Origin of the sequence: Streptomyces sp. enrichment culture, assembly GCF_964272855.1 — a bacterium.
In the GTDB taxonomy this organism is placed as follows: domain Bacteria; phylum Actinomycetota; class Actinomycetes; order Streptomycetales; family Streptomycetaceae; genus Streptomyces.
Genome location: NZ_OZ186847.1, coordinates 5,107,501 through 5,126,216, shown reverse-complemented (window position 1 = coordinate 5,126,216; position 18,716 = coordinate 5,107,501). Strand labels below are relative to the sequence as shown.

At 70.4% G+C, this 18,716-nt stretch carries 14 protein-coding genes and 2 rRNA genes (1 of these 16 running past the window's edge); 7 read left to right on the top strand and 9 right to left on the bottom strand.

All coding sequences use genetic code 11. The features are described 5' to 3' along the window. Positions 1 to 110 precede the first annotated feature (110 nt). Both ACSU6L_RS22565 and ACSU6L_RS22560 read left to right on the top strand, forming a co-directional pair. Positions 111 to 689 carry a GNAT family N-acetyltransferase gene (locus ACSU6L_RS22565; protein ID WP_437059455.1) on the top strand — a complete coding sequence of 193 codons (579 nt, stop codon included), beginning with the start codon at positions 111 to 113 and terminating at the stop codon, positions 687 to 689. Between the two features lie 53 nt (positions 690 to 742). Next, positions 743 to 1,930, top strand: coding sequence for a winged helix-turn-helix domain-containing protein (locus ACSU6L_RS22560; RefSeq protein WP_437059453.1), 1,188 nt, complete (start codon positions 743 to 745; stop codon positions 1,928 to 1,930). A gap of 6 nt (positions 1,931 to 1,936) precedes the next feature. Here ACSU6L_RS22560 and ACSU6L_RS22555 read toward each other — a convergent pair whose 3' ends face one another. From ACSU6L_RS22555 to mtnA, 7 genes are all read right to left on the bottom strand, one after another. Next, the gene (locus tag ACSU6L_RS22555; protein ID WP_437059451.1) at positions 1,937 to 2,707 is read right to left on the bottom strand and encodes a response regulator; all 771 of its coding nucleotides are present in this window, start codon (positions 2,705 to 2,707) and stop codon (positions 1,937 to 1,939) included. 205 nt (positions 2,708 to 2,912) lie between these two features. Further along, the gene (gene hpf, locus ACSU6L_RS22550; RefSeq protein ID WP_385310421.1) at positions 2,913 to 3,605 is read right to left on the bottom strand and encodes a ribosome hibernation-promoting factor, HPF/YfiA family; all 693 of its coding nucleotides are present in this window, start codon (positions 3,603 to 3,605) and stop codon (positions 2,913 to 2,915) included. Between the two features lie 313 nt (positions 3,606 to 3,918). Further along, positions 3,919 to 4,842, bottom strand: a complete 924-nt coding sequence (locus ACSU6L_RS22545; RefSeq protein WP_437059449.1) for a ComF family protein — start codon at positions 4,840 to 4,842, stop codon at positions 3,919 to 3,921. Between the two features lie 154 nt (positions 4,843 to 4,996). After that, the gene (locus ACSU6L_RS22540) at positions 4,997 to 6,829 is read right to left on the bottom strand and encodes an LpqB family beta-propeller domain-containing protein (protein ID WP_437059447.1); all 1,833 of its coding nucleotides are present in this window, start codon (positions 6,827 to 6,829) and stop codon (positions 4,997 to 4,999) included. Then, positions 6,819 to 8,876, bottom strand: a complete 2,058-nt coding sequence (mtrB, locus tag ACSU6L_RS22535) for an MtrAB system histidine kinase MtrB (protein WP_437059445.1) — start codon at positions 8,874 to 8,876, stop codon at positions 6,819 to 6,821. Before mtrB ends, ACSU6L_RS22540 begins: the two co-directional genes overlap by 11 nt. 1 nt (position 8,877) lies before the next feature. After that, positions 8,878 to 9,567, bottom strand: coding sequence for a two-component system response regulator MtrA (mtrA, locus tag ACSU6L_RS22530; RefSeq protein WP_198948386.1), 690 nt, complete (start codon positions 9,565 to 9,567; stop codon positions 8,878 to 8,880). A gap of 305 nt (positions 9,568 to 9,872) precedes the next feature. Further along, the gene (gene mtnA / locus ACSU6L_RS22525) at positions 9,873 to 11,003 is read right to left on the bottom strand and encodes an S-methyl-5-thioribose-1-phosphate isomerase (protein ID WP_437059442.1); all 1,131 of its coding nucleotides are present in this window, start codon (positions 11,001 to 11,003) and stop codon (positions 9,873 to 9,875) included. 140 nt (positions 11,004 to 11,143) lie between these two features. Between mtnA and ACSU6L_RS22520 the strand changes: the two genes are divergently transcribed. From ACSU6L_RS22520 to ACSU6L_RS22500, 5 genes are read left to right on the top strand one after another with little or no spacing between them, the layout of a single operon-like run. After that, on the top strand, positions 11,144 to 12,487 hold the full coding sequence (locus ACSU6L_RS22520) for a glycerophosphoryl diester phosphodiesterase membrane domain-containing protein (protein WP_437059440.1): 1,344 nt from the start codon (positions 11,144 to 11,146) through the stop codon (positions 12,485 to 12,487). Between the two features lie 4 nt (positions 12,488 to 12,491). Continuing rightward, complete coding sequence (locus ACSU6L_RS22515) at positions 12,492 to 13,259, top strand: DUF4129 domain-containing protein (protein WP_437059438.1); 768 nt, start codon at positions 12,492 to 12,494, stop codon at positions 13,257 to 13,259. Beyond that, a complete protein-coding gene (locus tag ACSU6L_RS22510) occupies positions 13,256 to 14,452 on the top strand; it encodes a DUF4350 domain-containing protein (protein WP_437059436.1) in 1,197 nt (398 codons plus the stop codon). The genes ACSU6L_RS22515 and ACSU6L_RS22510 overlap by 4 nt, the downstream gene beginning before the upstream one ends. Then, the gene (locus ACSU6L_RS22505; protein ID WP_437065012.1) at positions 14,452 to 15,441 is read left to right on the top strand and encodes an AAA family ATPase; all 990 of its coding nucleotides are present in this window, start codon (positions 14,452 to 14,454) and stop codon (positions 15,439 to 15,441) included. The genes ACSU6L_RS22510 and ACSU6L_RS22505 overlap by 1 nt, the downstream gene beginning before the upstream one ends. After that, entirely contained in the window at positions 15,441 to 16,751 is a 1,311-nt protein-coding gene (locus ACSU6L_RS22500) for a DUF58 domain-containing protein (RefSeq protein ID WP_437059434.1), read from the top strand. Before ACSU6L_RS22505 ends, ACSU6L_RS22500 begins: the two co-directional genes overlap by 1 nt. A 106-nt stretch (positions 16,752 to 16,857) precedes the next feature. On the opposite strand, the gene rrf is transcribed toward ACSU6L_RS22500, so the two are convergent. Next, positions 16,858 to 16,974: ribosomal RNA gene (gene rrf / locus ACSU6L_RS22495) — 5S ribosomal RNA — on the bottom strand. Positions 16,975 to 17,063: 89 nt separating this feature from the next. Then, positions 17,064 to 18,716, bottom strand: a 23S ribosomal RNA gene (locus ACSU6L_RS22490) (it continues 1,468 nt past the right edge of the window).

Sequence of the window (18,716 nt, the reverse complement as noted above, 5' to 3'; positions counted from 1 at the left end):
GCCCCGCAGACGAATTGCACGATTCGTGATCGCCCGCTCACCCATAGGGCGGCCTTCTCCATAGGGCGGCCCCCTCCTGCCGGGAAGCACGGATGGAGCAGAATCGGCCGATGGACCCCGTCACGATCCCCACCGCCCGCCTGCTGCTGCGCACGGTCGGCCCGGACGACACGGACGCGGTGTACGCGGCCTGTCAGGACCCCGACATCCAGCGCTGGACCACGATCCCCTCCCCCTACCTCCCCGAGCACGCCCAGGCCTTCGTCGAGCAGCAGGTCCCCGACGGCTGGGCGACCTCCTCGATGTTCACCTTCGGCGCCTTCCTCCCCGACGGGGACCTCGTCGGCATGCTCGGTGTCACCATGCGCTCCTTGGGCACGGCCGAACTGGGGTTCTGGGCGGTCGACCGCCACCGCGGCAACGGCTACATCACCGAGGCCACCGTGGCCGTCTCCCACTGGGCCTTCACCCGCATCCCCGTCGACCGCCTCGAATGGCGCGCGGAGGTCGGCAACTCGGCCTCCCGCGCGGTGGCCCGACGAGCCGGATTCACCCTCGAAGGCACCCTCCGCGCGGCCCTCAACAACAACGGCGTCCGCCGCGACTGCTGGGTGGGCTCCCTGCTCCCCTCCGACCTCTCGCTGCCCTCGACGGCCCCCTATCTCCCGGCCCCTCCGCGCAGTTCCTGAGGAATCCGCAGCTCAGCCCCCGCTGTCAGTGCCACCGCCTATCGTTCGAGGGCATGACGACCCCGCGCCCCTCCACCACCCTCTCCGCCGACGAGGCCCGCCGTATCGCCCTGCGGGCCCAGGGCCTCCTCGGCTCCCCCGACCGCCGCGCCGGTGTCCGCGGCGTCCTCCGTCACCTCGGCGCGGTGCAGCTCGACACGATCTCGGTCCTCGCCCGCTCCCACGAGCTGGTCCCCTACGCCCGCCTCGGCGCCGTGGGCCGCAAGACGGTGGAGAGCGCCTACTGGCACCCCGGGGGCACGGCACAGCCGCACGCCTTCGAGTACTGGTCCCACGCCGCCTGCATCCTCCCCATCGAGGAGTGGCCCCACTTCGCCTTCCGCCGCCGCGCCTACCGCGACCGCCCGCACTGGAACCACACGCTCCCGGACGGCACCTACGACCAGGTGATCAAGCAGCTCCGCGCGGACGGCCCGCTCACCGCCACGGAGTTGGGCGGCGCGAAGAAGACCAGCGAGTGGTGGGACTGGTCCGGCACGAAGGTGGCCGTGGAGCGCGCGCTGATGTACGGCGAGGTGGTCTGTGTGGAGCGCCGCGGCTGGAAGCGGGTCTACGACCTCGCCGAACGAGCGATCCCGCCGGCCCTCCTGCACGACGACCTGGACGACCGGGAGTGCCTGCGCCGCCTCGTCCGACTCGCCGGCGAGGCCCTGGGCGTCGGCACCCGCGCGGACATCGCCGATTACCACCGGCTCAGGGGCGACCAGGTCGACGCGGTGCTCGCCGACTCCGGCCTGGTCCCGGTCACGGTCGAGGGCTGGGCCAAGCCGGCCTGGGCGGATCCGGCGGCGCTGGAGACGCCCCCGCGCGGCCGCCACCGCACGACCCTGCTGTCCCCGTTCGACTCCCTGATCTGGGAGCGCGCCCGGACGGAGCGGATCTTCGGCTTCTCTCACCGCCTGGAGGCCTATGTCCCGAAGCCGAAGCGGGTGCACGGCTATTTCGCGATGCCGGTGCTGGCCGGCGGCCGGCTGGTCGGCCGTGTCGACCCGGCCCGCGAGGGCCGCACCCTGGTAGCCAAGCAGGTCACCCTCGACGGCCCGAAGGCGGTCCCGGCCGTGGCGCGGGCCCTGCTGGAAGCGGCGACATGGGTGGACTGCACGAACGTACGGGTGGAACGGGTGGACGCCCCGGACGTGCGCGACCCTCTCACCAGGGAACTCGCCCGGGCCCTGGACTGACCGCGCTCACCGGATCTCGAGGATCTTCTCCCGCATCGCGTAGACGACGGCCTCCATCCTGGAGTGCAGCTGAAGCTTCTCCAGGATGTTGCGCACGTGGTTCTTCACGGTGTTCTCGGAGATGAACAGCTCCTTGGCGATGTCCCGGTTGTTCATGCCGGTGGCCACGAGCTTGAGCACTTCCAGTTCCCGGTCGGTGAGCCTCGGCGCGGGCACCAGCCGGCGCTCGTCCGTCCGCTGGATCATCGACTTGAACTCGGTGAGCAGCTTCGACGCCATGGACGGGCTGATCTGCGACTGCCCGTCGGCCACCGCGCGAATGGCGGTGGCCACCTCGTCGGTCGAGATCTCCTTGAGGAGGTATCCGGTGGCGCCCGCCTTGATGGCGTCGTAGAGGTCGGCTTCCTCGTCGCTGATCGTCAACATGATGATCTTGGCGCTGGGGGCCACCTCCTTGATGGAGGTGCACGCCTCGATGCCGCCCCGCTTGGGCATCCGTACGTCCATCAGGATGATGTCGGGCAGCAGGTCGGCGGCCTTCTCGACCGCCTCGGCCCCGTCTCCCGCCTCGCCGACGACCTGGATGTCCTCCTCGGCCGCGAGCACGATCTCCAGGCCCCGACGGAAGAGGGCGTGGTCGTCCACGACCAGGACACGGATCGGCTCCTGACGTGAAGAGCCCACGTCCGGCCCCGCTCCCGGCCGCGCTCCCGGCCCCATGCCGTCCGCGCCGTCGCCGGCGTTCTCGGCCTGCATCGGTCCGAAGCTGTCCGCCATCGTTCCTCCCCCTGAAGGCTTAGGCCCGTGGTCCTGTGCCATCGCCAACCCAAGGCAACGGCCCACCCGTTGGGCCGTACGGCCATGATTTCATGCCCGGACGACACCGCGGTGACGAAGCGGTGGGCGAAGTGGGCGCACACCGGTGCCCCTGGGGGCGCACGCGCGCTCCAGGGGCACCGGGATCAGCTGTCGTCCGGAATGGTCAGCCGCCCAGTGAACCGCCCGCCTCGGGTGAGGGCGGCTCGGTGATCATCGTGTCCGTCCGGAGATGGATCACGCCGTAGTCGTATGCGTGCCGCCGGTAGACGACACTCGGTTCCTTGGTCTCGGAGTCGACGAAGAGGTAGAAGTCGTGCCCGACCAGCTCCATCTCGTTGAGAGCCTGGTCGAGGGTCATCGGGGCGGCTACGTGCGTCTTCTCTCGGACGACGAGAGGGCCCTCGCCCTGCACCTCGAGCGAGCCGATCTTCTTGGTCGGCACCCCTTCCGGCTCGTCCGCCGCAAGGCCGCCGCCATTGCCGTTGAGCGTCGCCGCGCCCGGTACGTGGTTGGGTACCTCGGCTGCGGTGAGCCGACGGACCCCGCGGCGTGTGTGCCGCTTGTCGTGCTGCCTGCGGAGCCGGGCTTCCAGCTTCTCCGCTGCCAGGTCGAGTGCCGCGTACGGATCGTTGGCCGCCGCCTCCGCCCTGATCACCGGACCGCGGGAGCGGAGCGTGATCTCCACTCGGTCGCAACGGTCGGCCTGTCGGGGGTTGGGCTCCTTGGACACCTCGACGTCGAGGCTGATCACCTTGGCATCGAGCTTCTGGATCTTCTCCAGCTTCAGCTTCTCGGCCACGTGCTTGCGGAACCGCTCGGGCACCTCGGTCTTGCGGCCCTTGACGACGATGTCCACGCAGAACTCCGTTCCCGGATCGCTCCGCATCAATGGCGGAGCATCTCCCTTGTGCACCAGGTCCCGGTGAGCCCCGGAACCTCGGACTCGGTGACGTCCACCTCCTCCTCCCCCATGGGCGAGATCTGCACCCCGGCCGGCCTGGTGATTCAAAATCACGCGGCACGGCATTCGGATATGAGAGGTGTGGCCTGCGGCTTTCCCTCACAACCGAACATATCTCGCCTGGACGGATGTCGTCACCCTCTACCGCGGCGTACCTCCGTTCAGGTGAATTGAGCCTCTCACTAGCTGCAACGATGCAAGTTCGCAGTCAGTTCCGGTTTATTTCGAAAGAATCCGGCGTTGCCGCGATCACCGCCGCGCAGGTCACTTCCCCGGCTCTGTTCAGCCCCGTCATTCCGGGGCCGACCCGCTTCCGGCCCGCACTCCCTTCCTTTGCTCCAGCCGTCCGTGCCCCAGTCCTTTCCCGAGTTCCTCTCCCGTACACAACCGATGCCTCTTCTTCGTGTGCCACATCCAGCGGCCCCCCATGTCCGCCGGATCCGGCCACCGAGGCCGCCCGCACCGCGCGCGCCGCCTCCGTCAGGGACGCGCCCGTCGTCATCAGGTCGTCGACGAGGACCACCGGCCCCTCCCGCAGCAGCCCGGCCCCGCCCGGCACCAGGCCCAGTGCGCCCGCCAGGTTGTCCAGCCGCTCCCGGGAGTTGAGCCCCGACTGGTCGGCGACCGCCCGCCGCTGCCGCAGCACCGCCAGCACCCGGGCCTGCGTCCCGGTCCGCCGCAGCTCCCCCGCCGCCGCGAGCGCGATCCGCCGCGCCGGATCATGCCCGCGCGCCCGCACCGCCCGGCGCCCCGACGGCACTGGGACGAGCAGCACCGGGCCGCACGGCTCCCCCCTTCTCACCCCATCGGCCGACACACCCCCGTCACTCCCCCACGCCTCCCTCAGTCCCGCCCGCACGGCTCCCGCCAGAGCCGCGCCGAGCGGACCGGCGAGAGCGAGGGCACCTCTCTCCTTGTGGGCCAGCAGCACGGCCCGCACCTCGTCCCCGTACCGGGCCGCCGCGTGCACGGCCGGCAGACCCGGCGGCTCCGGCACCGGCCGCACCCGGCACGGCGCGGCCCCGCTCAGAGCCGCTCGGCACTCCGGGCAGAGCACCGTACGAGGCCTGCCGCAGCCTCCGCACTCGGCCGGCAGCACCAGCTCGGTGAGGTCCTGCCACCACCCCCGCATGCGCACCACTCTGCCAACGCCCGCAGAAGCCGGCCACCCCTGTGGAAAACCCCCCTGGGGAAAACTCCGGGCCCGCCCAGCGGAACGGCCGCCCCCGCCGGGTCACCCCGCACGAGAACGGCCGTCTGAGATCGAACCCGGGACGGACCCCGTCTCACCCCGGATAGACCGGCGCCGATCCTTCCTTGACGACGGTCTGCCACTGCTCGCCCGACGGCAGCCGCACGATCCCGTCGTCCGAGTACGCCACCAGCGGCAGCCGCTCGTCCTCGGACGCGGCGATCTCCTTCACCCCGGTCAGCGCGTCCGGCGCGGGCCCCTTCGGCGTGGAGCCGTCGACCTGGGCGTACCGCATCTGCAGCACGCCTCCCTTCGCGCGCCCGACCACCACGAGCCGGCCGTCACCACTCCACGACATGGTGGTGACCTCCTCCAACTCCGGCGCGGCATTGCGCAGCTCACGCACCGTCACCCCCGAGCGCTCGCCGACCTTCTCGTCCAGGTCGATCCGGCCCACGAGCAGGGACTGCGCGCCGTCCTTCTCCACGACCAGCGCGATCCGCACCCCGTCGGCGGCCACCCGCACCGACTTCACGCGCCCTTCCAGCCCGGGCGTCCCGACCTCCAGCGGCTCCCCCTTGCCCTCCTGGAGCAGCAGCAGCCGCGGCGCGGCGGGGTCACGGTCGGCGATCCACAGGTCGCCCCGGCCGTCCCAGCTGGGCGTGGTCAGCCGGTCGTCCTCGGTCTTGCCCGCGCTCCTCAGTACCGGCTCGCCGAGCGGCGCGCCCGGCTCCATCCGCGCGACGTACAACTCCGTGCCGTCCAGGCCGACTCCGGCCGCGCTGCGCTCGTCCCGCGACACCGCCACCGAGCGGAACGCCTTCGCGCCCTCGCCCAGCGGACCCGGAACGGGCTCGGCCCCGGCGGTCTTGCTGCCGCTGCGGATCCGCACCGCGCGGTGGTCGCCGTCGAGGAAGTACAGGAACTCGGGACTGCGCTCCGGGCCCCGGGTGGCCACCGCGGTTGCCCCGTCGGCGTCGAGCGTGCACAGCTCCGCACCGCCCGCCCGCAACTCGATCTCGTCCACCGTGGGCGTGAGGTCCTGCAGGGTGTACAGCAGTTGGGCCGCCATCTCGTTGCACTTGGCCAGCCCCACCCGGGCGGCCTTCTCGTTCAACGGCACGGTCAGTTTGTTGCTCTCATCGGGCGTCAGGTCGGTCGCGCCCTTCTTCAGCCGCGTACCGGAGGGAAAACTCGACCGGACTCCCAGATCGAGCCACCGCGTGGGCCCGTTGAGCAGCGAACGCACCACCTGCGTCGTCGGATCCACCCGCTGGCGCACATAGACGGGGTCGGCGACCGCCGCCAGCTGCGCGGACGTGTCGGTCTGGGCATTGTTCGCGAGGTAGTACTTGTTGACGGACATGTAGTTCCGCTGGAAGTCCGACTGGCCGAGCACGACTCCCTGCGGCAGCCGGTCGATACGCCACTGCCCGTTCTTCTTCTCCCTCTTGAGGAGGATCTGCTGGCTGTACTCCCCGCTCGCGGGCGAGTACGACTGCTGCGCGTCCACAGTGGCGACCTTCTTGCCGGTCAGCAGGAACGAGAAGGTGTCGCTGTTCTCCTTGTTGGTCGCCCAATCGACCTCGATGTTCGGCGCGTTGGCGAGCACCGTGATGGACCGCTGCGCGTGCCACGCGTCGTCGGCCGCCTCCGTCAGATACTGCTGCGCCGTCTCGTAGTTGGGGTCGTCGCTGGTCAGCGCCTCGAGAAAGCCCTGGACGATCTGCGGCGGCAAGGCGTCGTCCGACGGCGGCACGGCGAACACCCGCACCTGCGCGTCCTGCCGCGGCGTGGACTCCACCCCCCGCAGATCCCCGTGGTCGGGCATCGACGCACACCCCGCCAGCAGTACGACCCCACAGGCGAGGTACGCCACCGCGCGCGCCGGTCTGCGCCGAGCGCCCCCCTCGCGGTCAGCGCCCACGAAATGCCTCCCCTTGCTCGTTCGACTCATCGGGCTCCGCGTCCGACGGCTGCCCCGAGACCGGACCCGACGCCGGCTCCTCCGGCCGGCGCGCCCCTCCCGCGGGCCGGGGCACCACGCGCGCGCCGTTGCCCGGCAGTGCCGTCGGATCGGCGGTCGGAGCCACGGAGGCCATCCGCGGGGCCATCGAGTCGAGCGGCCGCACCGGCCCGCCGACCGAGGTCTGCGCGGGCACGGTGGCGCTCTTCTCGCCGCCGCGCGGCACACCGGCGTCGTTGAGCTCACGGCTGCGCCGCGAGTCCTTCGGCTCCAGCGGTATCGGCGAGCCCCGCAGCGGCTCGTCCGCGGTCCGCGGCAGCGTCAGCCGGAACTGCGAGCCGCCGCCCGGCTCACCCCAGGCCTGCAGCCAGCCGCCGTGCAGCCGGGCGTCCTCCAGGGCGATGGACAGCCCCAGACCCGTACCGCCCGTCGTCCGCGCCCGTGCCGGGTCGGCGCGCCAGAACCGGCTGAAGACCCGGGTCGCCTCGCCGGGCTTGAGCCCGACGCCGTAGTCCCGCACCGCCACCGCGACCGCCCCGCCGGCCGCGGCCAGCTTGACCACGACGTCCTTGCCCTCGCCGTGCTCCACGGCGTTGACGACGAGATTGCGCAGCACCCGCTCCACCCGCCGGGCGTCCGCCTCGGCGACGACGGGCTGCTGATCGCCCACGATCCGGATCCGGGTGCCCTTGCGCTCGGCCAGCGGCTCGGCGCCGTCGACGACCCGCCGGACGACCTCCCTGAGGTCTATCGGCTCGGCCTCCAGCGCCGCCGCGCCCGCGTCGAAACGGCTGATCTCCAGCAGGTCCGCCAGCAGCGACTCGAACCGGTCCAGCTGGTCGGCGAGCAGTTCCGCCGACCGCGCGGTGACCGGGTCGAAGTCCTCCCGCGCCTCGTGGATGACGTCGGCGGCCATCCGCACGGTCGTCAGCGGCGTACGCAGCTCGTGCGACACGTCGGACACGAACCGCCGCTGCATCCGCGACAGGTCCTCGAGCTGCTGGATCTTCAGCTGAAGGTTCTGCGCCATCTTGTTGAAGGCCTCGCCGAGCCGCGCGATGTCGTCCTCGCCGGTGACCTTCATCCTCTCCTGGAGCCGCCCCGCCGACAGCCGCTCGGCGATCCCGGCGGCCATCCGCACGGGCGTGACGACCTGGCGCACCACGAGCCAGGCGATCGCCCCGAGCAGCACGACGACGAACAGCCCCGCCGTCGCGAGCGTCCCCTTGACCAGCCTCAGCGACTCCTCCTCCTGCGTCAGCGGGAAGAGGTAGTACAGCTGGTACGGGTCGCCGTTCGGGTCGTTGACCCGCTTGCCGATGATCAGCGCGGGCTGCGAGTCCTTGCCCGGCCCGTAGACGACGCGGGTGTAGCTCTGAAAGGCCCCGGCACCACTGGCGACCTGCTCACGCAGGTCCTCCGGCACGCTCTCGGTGGCCTTGACCCCACCGGAGGCACGCGAGGCGCGCCCGCCCTCGGTGCCGTCCCCGGCGGGCAGCGTCACCACGTCGAAGGCGCCCTGACCGCCGCTGGAGAGGGACGAGACGAGATCACTCATCCACTGGATGACGTTCTGCGAGGACCGTCCGTCCACCACGGCCACCTCGCCGGTGGCGCCGCTCGCCGCCTCCTCGGCGCGCTGCTTGGCCGCGGCGAACCCGCCGGTGGCCTGGCTCTGCGACGCGTTCACCTTGGCGTCCAGCAGCCCGTTGCGCACCTGCCCGATGACGACGAAGCCCAGCAGCAACACCACGCCCAGCGACATCAGCAGCGTCGTGACGACGACCTTCAGCTGGATGTTGCGCCGCCACAGCCGCATCACCGGCAGCAGCGGACGGCGTATCCAGCGCATGAACAGCCGGAGGATCGGGCTGCCCTGGACTCCGCCCTGCAGCAGTCCGCCCTCCAGAAACCTTGCCCAGCGGGAGCCCGCCGCCTTCCGGCCGACAGGCCGCCCCGCGCGGGCCCCGGACCGGCCGGGCGCCGAAGCGGCACTGTCTCCGGTCACGTCAGCTCGGCCCCGCCTTGTAACCGACACCACGGACGGTCACCACGATCTCCGGCCGCTCCGGGTCCTTCTCGACCTTGGAGCGCAGCCGCTGCACATGGACGTTGACCAGCCGGGTGTCCGCCGCGTGCCGGTAACCCCACACCTGCTCCAGCAGGACCTCACGGGTGAACACCTGCCACGGCTTGCGCGCGAGCGCCACCAGCAGGTCGAACTCCAGCGGCGTCAGCGCGATCGACTGCCCGTCCCGCTTCACGGAGTGACCGGCCACGTCGATCACGAGGTCACCGATGGCGAGCTGCTCCGGCGCCGGCTCCTCCGACCTCCTGAGCCGCGCCCGGATACGAGCCACCAGTTCCTTGGGCTTGAACGGCTTCACGATGTAGTCGTCGGCACCCGACTCGAGGCCCACGACGACATCGACGGTGTCGCTCTTCGCCGTGAGCATCACGATCGGCACCCCGGACTCCGCCCTGATCAGCCGGCACACCTCGATGCCGTCCCGTCCGGGCAGCATCAGGTCCAGCAGCACCAGATCGGGCTTGGTCTCCCGGAAAGCGGCCAGCGCCTTGTCGCCGTCAGCTACGAAAGACGGCTCAAAACCTTCACCACGCAGCACGATGCCGAGCATCTCGGCCAGTGCGCTGTCGTCGTCGACGACAAGGACTCGTCCCTTCATAAACGACATCATCCCATTCTCATAACGGTGGCGAAGATCCAGGTGAGCAGCGTCACTGGCCAGTGACGATAGTCGTACGAGGCCATCACTGTCTGCCCGCGTCCATCAGCGTTCGATGTCAGCCAAGGATGTCGCGCATCCGGCGGGCGGACACGCCTACGAGACTTGTCCACCCGGCGCGAGGTCTCCGTCCGGGCCGTTGGTCCAAGCCGTCCCGCGGCTTCGAAGCGAAGGCCGGGCTCGGACGACCTCCCGGTCACGGCCCCTCCCCCGCACGTCGCCGCGGTCGAGGGTGCCGCTCACGTCGGTCACGTCGATCAGGCCCGGCCCTTCCCGCACAGCTCGGCCAGCCCCTCGGCCGTCACCGGGGACACGGCTCCCGCCTCGGTGACGATCGCCGTCACCAACTCGGGCGGAGTCACGTCGAACGCCGGGTTGTACGCCTGCGTCCCCAAGGGAGCGACCGGCATCCCACCGCCCGGCCCCGCCACCTGCGCCTGCGGCGCCATCACCTCCGTCACCTCGTACCCGGGGCGCTGCTCGACCTCGATGGCCGCCCCGTCCGCGGTGCCCAGATCCACCGTCGTCACCGGCGCCACCACTATGAACGGCACATGGTGGTACCGCGCGAGCACCGCCAGCGGATAGCTCCCCACCTTGTTCGCCACCGACCCGTCCGCCGCGATCCGGTCGGCGCCGATCAGCACCGCGTCCACGTCCCCCGACGCGAACAGCGACCCCGCCGCGTTGTCGGTGAGCAGCGTGTACGCCATCCCGCTGCGCGCCGCCTCGTACGCCGTCAGCCGCGCCCCCTGCAGCAACGGCCGGGTCTCGTCCACCCACAGGCGCCGCAGCCGCCCCTGCCGATGCGCCGCGAGGGCCACCGCGAACGCCGTCCCCTCCCCGCCCGACACCAGCGACCCGGTGTTGCAGTGGGTGAGGATCCGGTGCCCCCCGCCGGGCAGCAGCTCGTCCAGCAGCGCCAGACCGTGCTCGGCCATCCGGACACTGGCCTCGGCGTCCTCCCGGTGCAGCCGCCGCGCCGCCGCCAGCGCCGCCGCGGCGGCCTCCCCGGCATCCCCGCCCCGGGCCAGCGCCGCGTGGTACGCCTCCTGTGCCCGGCGCACCCCCACGGAGAGATTCACCGCGGTCGGCCGGGCACCGGCCAGCGCGACCGCCGCCTCGTCCACGTCGAACCCTCGCGCGGCGGCGAGCGCGACCCCGTACGCCCCCGCGATCCCCAGCACGGGCGCCCCGCGCACGGCGAGCGAACGGATCGCCTCCACCAGCGCGGATGCGTCCGTGCAGACCAGTTCGACTTCCTCGCTCGGCAGCCGGGTCTGGTCCAGAAGCACCAGCACCGGACCTTCCGGTGGCTCTTCCCACCGGAGCACCGGTAGCCCGGTCGGCCGCTTGTCCTCGACGGATTGCGCCTGCTGATCAGCCATGCAGTCAGTCTGCCCGCATTCCGTCGGACAATTGAAGGTGCACAGCCCCCACCGCGGCCGGTCCCCCGTCCACCGCCCCGTGGCACGATGTCTGCCAACCTGCCACCGCGACCGCGGACGGGCACCGTGAAGGAGCGACGATGAACGACACTCCGGGCTGGGCCTCGCCCGGATCCTCCCCGTCCGACGGGCACGAGCCCGGCAAGCCCGGCCCCGACGAGCCGGCCGACCGGCCCGCCCCCGAGCAGCCCGCCCAGCCGGGCACGCACCCACAGAGCCCCGGCGCGCAGTGGTCCAAGGAGCAGCCGCCACCCGCCCAGTGGTCCGCGCCCACGGGCGCCCAGGCCCCCGGCCAGACCCCACCGCCTCCGCCGCCCGGCCCGGGCTGGGGCACCCCGCCTCCCGGAGGCCCCTCCGGCCCCCACGGCAACTGGCAGGGCGGGCCCGGCCCCGGCGGCTACGGCGGCTGGGGAACCCCCTGGGGCGGCCCCCCGCCCGCCGCCAAGCCCGGCGTGATCCCGCTCCGCCCGCTCGGCGTGGGCGAGATCCTCGACGGTGCCGTCTCCACCATGCGTACCTACTGGCGCACGGTCCTCGGCATCTCGCTGACCGTCGCGGTCGTCATCGAGATCGTCGTCATCCTGCTCCAGGGCCTGTTCCTGCAGGACTACGCCGACACCGACGCGCTCGGCGACCCGAGCGCCACCCTCGACGAACTGACCGAGGCCATGGGCGACGCCATGCTCAGCTCCGGTGTCCTCTTCGTCATCTCCCTGATCGGCACCGTCGCCGCGACCGCCCTGCTGACGACCGTCACCAGCCGCGCCGTGCTCGGCAAGCCGGTGACCACCGGTGAGGCCTGGCGCGACGCCCGCCCGCAGGTCGCCAAGCTGTTCGGCCTGATCTTCCTGCTGCTCGTCATCGCCGTCGGCGTCGCCCTCGCCGGAGCGCTCCCCGGCATCCTCGTGACCCTCGCGGGCGGTGGCGGAGGCGGCGCCGCACTCGCCGTCTTCGGCAGCCTCGCCGGCGCGGTCGTCGCCGTGTGGCTGATGATCCGCTTCTCCCTCGCCTCCCCGGCCCTGATGCTGGAGAAGCAGAGCATCACCAAGGCCCTGAGCCGGTCCGCGAAGCTCGTGCGCGGCTCCTGGTGGCGGGTCTTCGGCATCCAGCTGCTGGCCACGATCATCGCGAACATCGTCGCCGCGATCGTCGTCATCCCGTTCACGTTCCTCGCCGCCGGTCTCAGCGGCGACGGCATCAGCGGGTTCCTCGACGGCACCGGCGACTACGGCTGGACGTTCCTCGTCGTCAGCGGGATCGGCTCGGTGATCGGCTCCATGATCACGTTCCCGATCTCGGCCGGCGTCACCGTGCTCCTCTACATCGACCAGCGCATCCGCCGTGAGGCCCTCGACCTCGAACTGGCCCGCGCCGCCGGCGTCCAGGGCTACGGTCCCACCTCCCCCGGCACCCCCGGGAGCTGATGCGGTGAACCTGACGGGGGAACTCCTCACCGCTGCGTCGGCGCTGCCCCGCGCCGCCGCAGCGGCCGGCGGCGACCTGTCCGCGCTGTCGCTCGCGCACTCCGACGACGAGCCGCCGGTCACGATCCCACGCGACCCCGCCCGCGAGGCGGCCCGACGCGAGCTGTCCAAGCGCATGTACCACGAGGATGACCCCAACCCCCTCGAACGCGCCCTCAACGCCTTCTGGGACTGGATGGACGGCCTGTTCGACGCCGCCTCCTCCGCCACCCCCGGCGGAACGGTCGGCCTGGTCATGGTCGTCCTCGTCGTCCTGGCCGTCCTCGGCGCCCTGTGGTGGCGCCTCGGCACCCCGCGCCGCCGGCCGACCTCCTCCGCAGCCCTGTTCGACGACCGCCCCCGCAGCGCCGCCGACCACCGCGCCAACGCCGACGCCCACGCCGCCCAGGGCCACTGGAACCAGGCCGTCCAGGAACGCATGCGGGCCATCGTCCGCTCCCTCGAGGAACGCGCCCTCCTCGACGCCCGCCCCGGCCGCACCGCCGACGAGGCCGCAGCCGAGGCCGGACACGCCTTGCCCTCCCACACCGACCGCCTGCGCACCGCCGCCCGCGACTTCGACGACGTGACATACGGCGGCCGAACAGCCACCCAGCAGTCGTACCAGCGCATCGCCGACCTCGACCGGGACCTGGAGCGCACCAAACCCCACCTGCCGAGCAGCAGCGCCCACAACGAGCCCCACCACACCAGCCAGGGGGCCGCCGAATGACCACCGAGGCCCCGCCCGCGACCACCTCCGTCTCGACCACCGCCCGACAGCTGTGGACCCGGACACGAGGCGTCGCGCTCGCCGTCGCACTGCTCCTCGCGGCCGCCGTGACGATCGCCGTCATCCGCTCCGACACCCGGCACGGCAACCTCGACCCGCGCTCCGCCGACCCCCAGGGCAGCCGCGCCGTCGCCGAACTCCTCGCCGACCGAGGCGTCTCCACACGCGTCGTCACCACCCTGGACGAGGCCCGCGCCGCCGTCGCCCCCGACACCACCCTCCTGGTCGCCGTCCCCGACCTCCTGACCGCCGACCAGCAGAACCGGCTGCACGCCACCACCGCCGAATCCGGCGGACGCACCGTCCTCATCGCCGCCGGCAGCGCATCCGTCGAACGACTCGCCCCCGGCGTCACCGCGGACCCCGTCACCAGCCCGGACTCGACACTCATCCCCGACTGCGACCTGCCCGCCGCCCGCCGCGCCGGCACCGCGGACACCGGCGGCATCCGCTACACCACCACCCACCTCGAAGCCGACCAGTGCTACCGCAGCGAACGCCTGGCCACCCTGATCCGCGTTCCGCAGCCCTCCGGGAGCGGCGACACCATCGTCCTCGGCGCGCCCGACATCCTCCACAACGAACACCTCGACGAGCAGGGCAACGCCTCGCTCGCCCTCCAACTCCTCGGCTCCCGCCCCCATCTGGTCTGGTACCTCCCCTCGCTCTCCGACGCCTCCGCCACCGACACCGGCGACGACAAGACCCTCGTGGACCTGCTCCCCTCCGGCTGGCTCTGGGGCACACTGCAGCTCTTCATCGCCGCGGCCGTCGCCGCCCTGTGGCGGGCACGCCGACTCGGCCCGCTCGTCCCCGAAAAACTCCCCGTGGCGATCCGCGCCTCCGAAACCGTCGAAGGCCGCGCCCGCCTCTACCGCAAGGCCAACGCACGCGACCGCGCGGCCGCCGTTCTCCGCTCCACCACACGCACGCGCCTCGCCCCCCTCGTAGGCGTCCCCGTCGCCCGGGCTCACACGCCCGAAGCCCTGCTCCCCGCGCTGTCCGCGCACCTCCACGGCGACGGACAGCCTCTGCAATCCCTGCTCTTCGGCCCGCCGCCCAGCGACGACAAGGCCCTCATCGCACTCGCCGACCAACTCGACGCCCTCGAAAGAGAGGTACGCCGTTCATGATGGACCCGACCACTGACAACGCCGGGCGGACCGGGGACCCGGGCGACGCCCGAGCCTCCCTGGAAGCCCTGCGCGCCGAGATCGCCAAGGCCGTGGTCGGCCAGGACCCCGCCGTGACCGGTCTCGTCGTCGCCCTTCTCTGCCGCGGACACGTCCTACTAGAAGGAGTCCCTGGGGTCGCCAAAACGTTGCTCGTCCGCGCCCTCGCATCCGCATTGGAACTCGACACCAAGCGCGTCCAGTTCACCCCGGACCTGATGCCGAGCGACATCACCGGCTCCCTCGTCTACGACACCCGCACCGCCCAGTTCTCCTTCCAAGCCGGACCGGTCTTCACCAACCTTCTCCTCGCCGACGAGATCAACCGCACGCCCCCGAAGACCCAGTCCTCGCTGCTCGAAGCCATGGAAGAACGCCAGGTCACCGTCGATGGCACACCCCGCCCGCTCCCCGAGCCGTTCCTGGTAGCCGCGACCCAGAACCCGGTCGAGTACGAAGGCACCTACCCCCTCCCTGAAGCCCAGCTGGACCGTTTCCTCCTCAAGCTGACGATCCCGCTCCCCTCCCGCCAGGACGAGATCGACGTCCTCACCCGCCACGCCCAGGGCTTCAACCCCCGCGACCTCGACGCCGCCGGCGTACGCCCGGTCGCCGGCCCCGCCGACCTCGAAGCCGCCCGCGCCGCGGTCGCCAAGACGACGGTCTCCCCCGAGATCACCGCCTACGTGGTCGACATCTGCCGAGCCACCCGTGAATCGCCGTCCCTCACCCTCGGTGTGTCCCCGCGCGGCGCCACCGCCCTCCTCGCGACCTCCCGCGCCTGGGCCTGGCTGACCGGCCGCGACTACGTCATCCCCGACGATGTGAAGGCCTTGGCCCTCCCCACCCTCCGCCACCGCGTCCAGCTGCGCCCAGAGGCAGAAATGGAAGGCGTGACGGCCGACTCGGTCATCAACGCGATCCTCGCCCACGTCCCCGTTCCCCGCTGATGGCCCTCACCGGACGTGCCGCCCTCCTGGCGGCCCTCGGCTCCCTCCTCGTCGGCATCCTGGAACCCAGCTGGGCGGGCATCCTCGCCGTCAACGGCCCCCTGGCCGTCGCCTGCGCCTGCGACTTCGCCCTCGCGGCACCCGTACGCAGCCTCGGCCTGACCCGCTCAGGCGACACCTCGGCACGCCTGGGCGACGAGGCGGACGTCACCCTCACGGTCACCAACCCGTCCCGCCGACCACTCCGCGCCCACCTCCGGGACGCGTGGCCACCTAGCAGTTGGCAGCGCGGCACCGAGGTGACGGCCTCCCGTCACCGCCTGACCGTCCCCCCGGGCGAACGCCGCCGCATCAGCACACGCCTACGCCCCACCCGCCGCGGCGACCGCCACGCGGACCGGGTGACCATCCGCTCGTACGGCCCCCTCGGCCTCTTCGCCCGCCAGGGCACCCACAAGGTGCCCTGGACGGTCCGCGTCCTGCCGCCCTTCACCAGCCGCAAGCACCTCCCCTCGAAGCTCGCGCGACTCCGCGAACTCGACGGGCGTACGAGCGTGCTCACGCGCGGCGAGGGCACGGAATTCGACAGTCTCCGCGAGTACGTCCCCGGAGACGACACCCGCTCCATCGACTGGCGCGCCACAGCCCGCCTGTCCACGGTCGCCGTTCGCACCTGGCGCCCTGAACGCGACCGGCACATCCTCCTGGTCCTGGACACCGGCCGCACATCCGCAGGCCGCGTGGGCGACGCCCCACGCCTCGACGCCTCCATGGATGCGGCACTCCTCCTGGCCGCTCTCGCCTCCCGCGCCGGCGACCGCGTCGACTTTCTCGCCTACGATCGCCGGATCCGCGCCCTCGTCCAGGGCCGCTCGGCCGGCGACGTCCTGCCGGCCCTGGTCAACGCCATGGCCACCCTCGAGCCCGAGCTGGTGGAAACGGACGCCCGAGGCCTCACCGCCACCGCGCTCCGCACGGCCCCGCGTCGTTCGCTCATCGTCCTGCTCACTACTCTCGACGCGGCCCCCATGGAAGAAGGTCTGCTCCCGGTCCTGGCTCAGCTCACCCAGCGCCACACGGTTCTTGTGGCGTCTGTAGCGGATCCGCACATCGCCGGCATGGCAAAGGCCCGCGGAAACACCGAGTCCGTCTACGAGGCCGCAGCAGCCGCCCAGTCCCAGTCGGAACGCAACCGCACCGCCGAACAGCTCCGCCGCCATGGTGTCACCGTCGTCGACGCAACGCCGGCCGACCTGGCCCCAGCACTGGCGGATGCATATCTGGCTCTCAAGACGGCAGGTCGCCTCTGATGTGAGAGGGGTCGGGGTCGACGAAAGGACCCCGACCACACCTGGGTAATGCCCTGAAACGCAGAAAACCCCCGTGCCGGATGGCACGGGGGTTTTCCCAAAAATTGTTCGGCGGCGTCCTACTCTCCCACAGGGTCCCCCCTGCAGTACCATCGGCGCTGTGAGGCTTAGCTTCCGGGTTCGGAATGTAACCGGGCGTTTCCCTCACGCTATGACCACCGAAACACTATGAAACTGACAACCGGAGCCGCAACACATCGGCTACGACGGCTGTTCGTGGTTTCAGAACCAACACAGTGGACGCGAGCAACTGAGGACAAGCCCTCGGCCTATTAGTACCGGTCAACTCCACCAGTTACCTGGCTTCCATATCCGGCCTATCAACCCAGTCGTCTACTGGGAGCCTTACCCCATCAAGTGGGTGGGAGTCCTCATCTCGAAGCAGGCTTCCCGCTTAGATGCTTTCAGCGGTTATCCCTCCCGAACGTAGCCAACCAGCCATGCCCTTGGCAGAACAACTGGCACACCAGAGGTTCGTCCGTCCCGGTCCTCTCGTACTAGGGACAGCCCTTCTCAAGACTCCTACGCGCACAGCGGATAGGGACCGAACTGTCTCACGACGTTCTAAACCCAGCTCGCGTACCGCTTTAATGGGCGAACAGCCCAACCCTTGGGACCGACTCCAGCCCCAGGATGCGACGAGCCGACATCGAGGTGCCAAACCATCCCGTCGATATGGACTCTTGGGGAAGATCAGCCTGTTATCCCCGGGGTACCTTTTATCCGTTGAGCGACGGCGCTTCCACAAGCCACCGCCGGATCACTAGTCCCGACTTTCGTCCCTGCTCGACCCGTCGGTCTCACAGTCAAGCTCCCTTGTGCACTTACACTCAACACCTGATTGCCAACCAGGCTGAGGGAACCTTTGGGCGCCTCCGTTACCCTTTAGGAGGCAACCGCCCCAGTTAAACTACCCATCAGACACTGTCCCTGATCCGGATCACGGACCCAGGTTAGACATCCAGCACGACCAGAGTGGTATTTCAACGACGACTCCACGAACACTGGCGTGCCCGCTTCAAAGTCTCCCACCTATCCTACACAAGCCGAACCGAACACCAATATCAAACTGTAGTAAAGGTCCCGGGGTCTTTCCGTCCTGCTGCGCGAAACGAGCATCTTTACTCGTAGTGCAATTTCACCGGGCCTATGGTTGAGACAGTCGAGAAGTCGTTACGCCATTCGTGCAGGTCGGAACTTACCCGACAAGGAATTTCGCTACCTTAGGATGGTTATAGTTACCACCGCCGTTTACTGGCGCTTAAGTTCTCAGCTTCGCCCACCCGAAGGTGAGCTAACCGGTCCCCTTAACGTTCCAGCACCGGGCAGGCGTCAGTCCGTATACATCGCCTTACGGCTTCGCACGGACCTGTGTTTTTAGTAAACAGTCGCTTCTCGCTGGTCTCTGCGGCCACCCCCAGCTCACCGAGTAAATCGGATCACCGGGTGTGGCCCCCCTTCTCCCGAAGTTACGGGGGCATTTTGCCGAGTTCCTTAACCATAGTTCACCCGAACGCCTCGGTATTCTCTACCTGACCACCTGAGTCGGTTTAGGGTACGGGCCGCCATGAAACTCGCTAGAGGCTTTTCTCGACAGCATAGGATCATCCACTTCACCACAATCGGCTCGGCATCAGGTCTCAGCCGTATGCAAGGCGGATTTGCCTACCTTGCGGCCTACACCCTTACCCCGGGACAACCACCGCCCGGGATGGACTACCTTCCTGCGTCACCCCATCACTCACCTACTACCAACTTGGGTCAGCGGCTCCACCACTCCCCCTCACTCCGAAGAGATCAGGGGCGGCTTCACGGCCTTAGCATCACTGGATTCGATGTTTGACGCTTCACAGCGGGTACCGGAATATCAACCGGTTATCCATCGACTACGCCTGTCGGCCTCGC

Bases quoted from the DNA above. Each gene is read 5' to 3' on its own strand.
- ACSU6L_RS22565 (WP_437059455.1), top strand. From the start codon at position 111: ATGGACCCCGTCACGATCCCCACCGCCCGCCTGCTGCTGCGCACGGTC.
- ACSU6L_RS22560 (WP_437059453.1), top strand. From the start codon at position 743: ATGACGACCCCGCGCCCCTCCACCACCCTCTCCGCCGACGAGGCCCGC.
- ACSU6L_RS22555 (WP_437059451.1), bottom strand. From the start codon at position 2,707: ATGGCGGACAGCTTCGGACCGATGCAGGCCGAGAACGCCGGCGACGGC.
- ACSU6L_RS22545 (WP_437059449.1), bottom strand. From the start codon at position 4,842: ATGCGGGGGTGGTGGCAGGACCTCACCGAGCTGGTGCTGCCGGCCGAG.
- mtrA (WP_198948386.1), bottom strand. From the start codon at position 9,567: ATGATGTCGTTTATGAAGGGACGAGTCCTTGTCGTCGACGACGACAGC.
- mtnA (WP_437059442.1), bottom strand. From the start codon at position 11,003: ATGGCTGATCAGCAGGCGCAATCCGTCGAGGACAAGCGGCCGACCGGG.
- ACSU6L_RS22520 (WP_437059440.1), top strand. From the start codon at position 11,144: ATGAACGACACTCCGGGCTGGGCCTCGCCCGGATCCTCCCCGTCCGAC.
- ACSU6L_RS22510 (WP_437059436.1), top strand. From the start codon at position 13,256: ATGACCACCGAGGCCCCGCCCGCGACCACCTCCGTCTCGACCACCGCC.
- ACSU6L_RS22505 (WP_437065012.1), top strand. From the start codon at position 14,452: ATGGACCCGACCACTGACAACGCCGGGCGGACCGGGGACCCGGGCGAC.
- ACSU6L_RS22500 (WP_437059434.1), top strand. From the start codon at position 15,441: ATGGCCCTCACCGGACGTGCCGCCCTCCTGGCGGCCCTCGGCTCCCTC.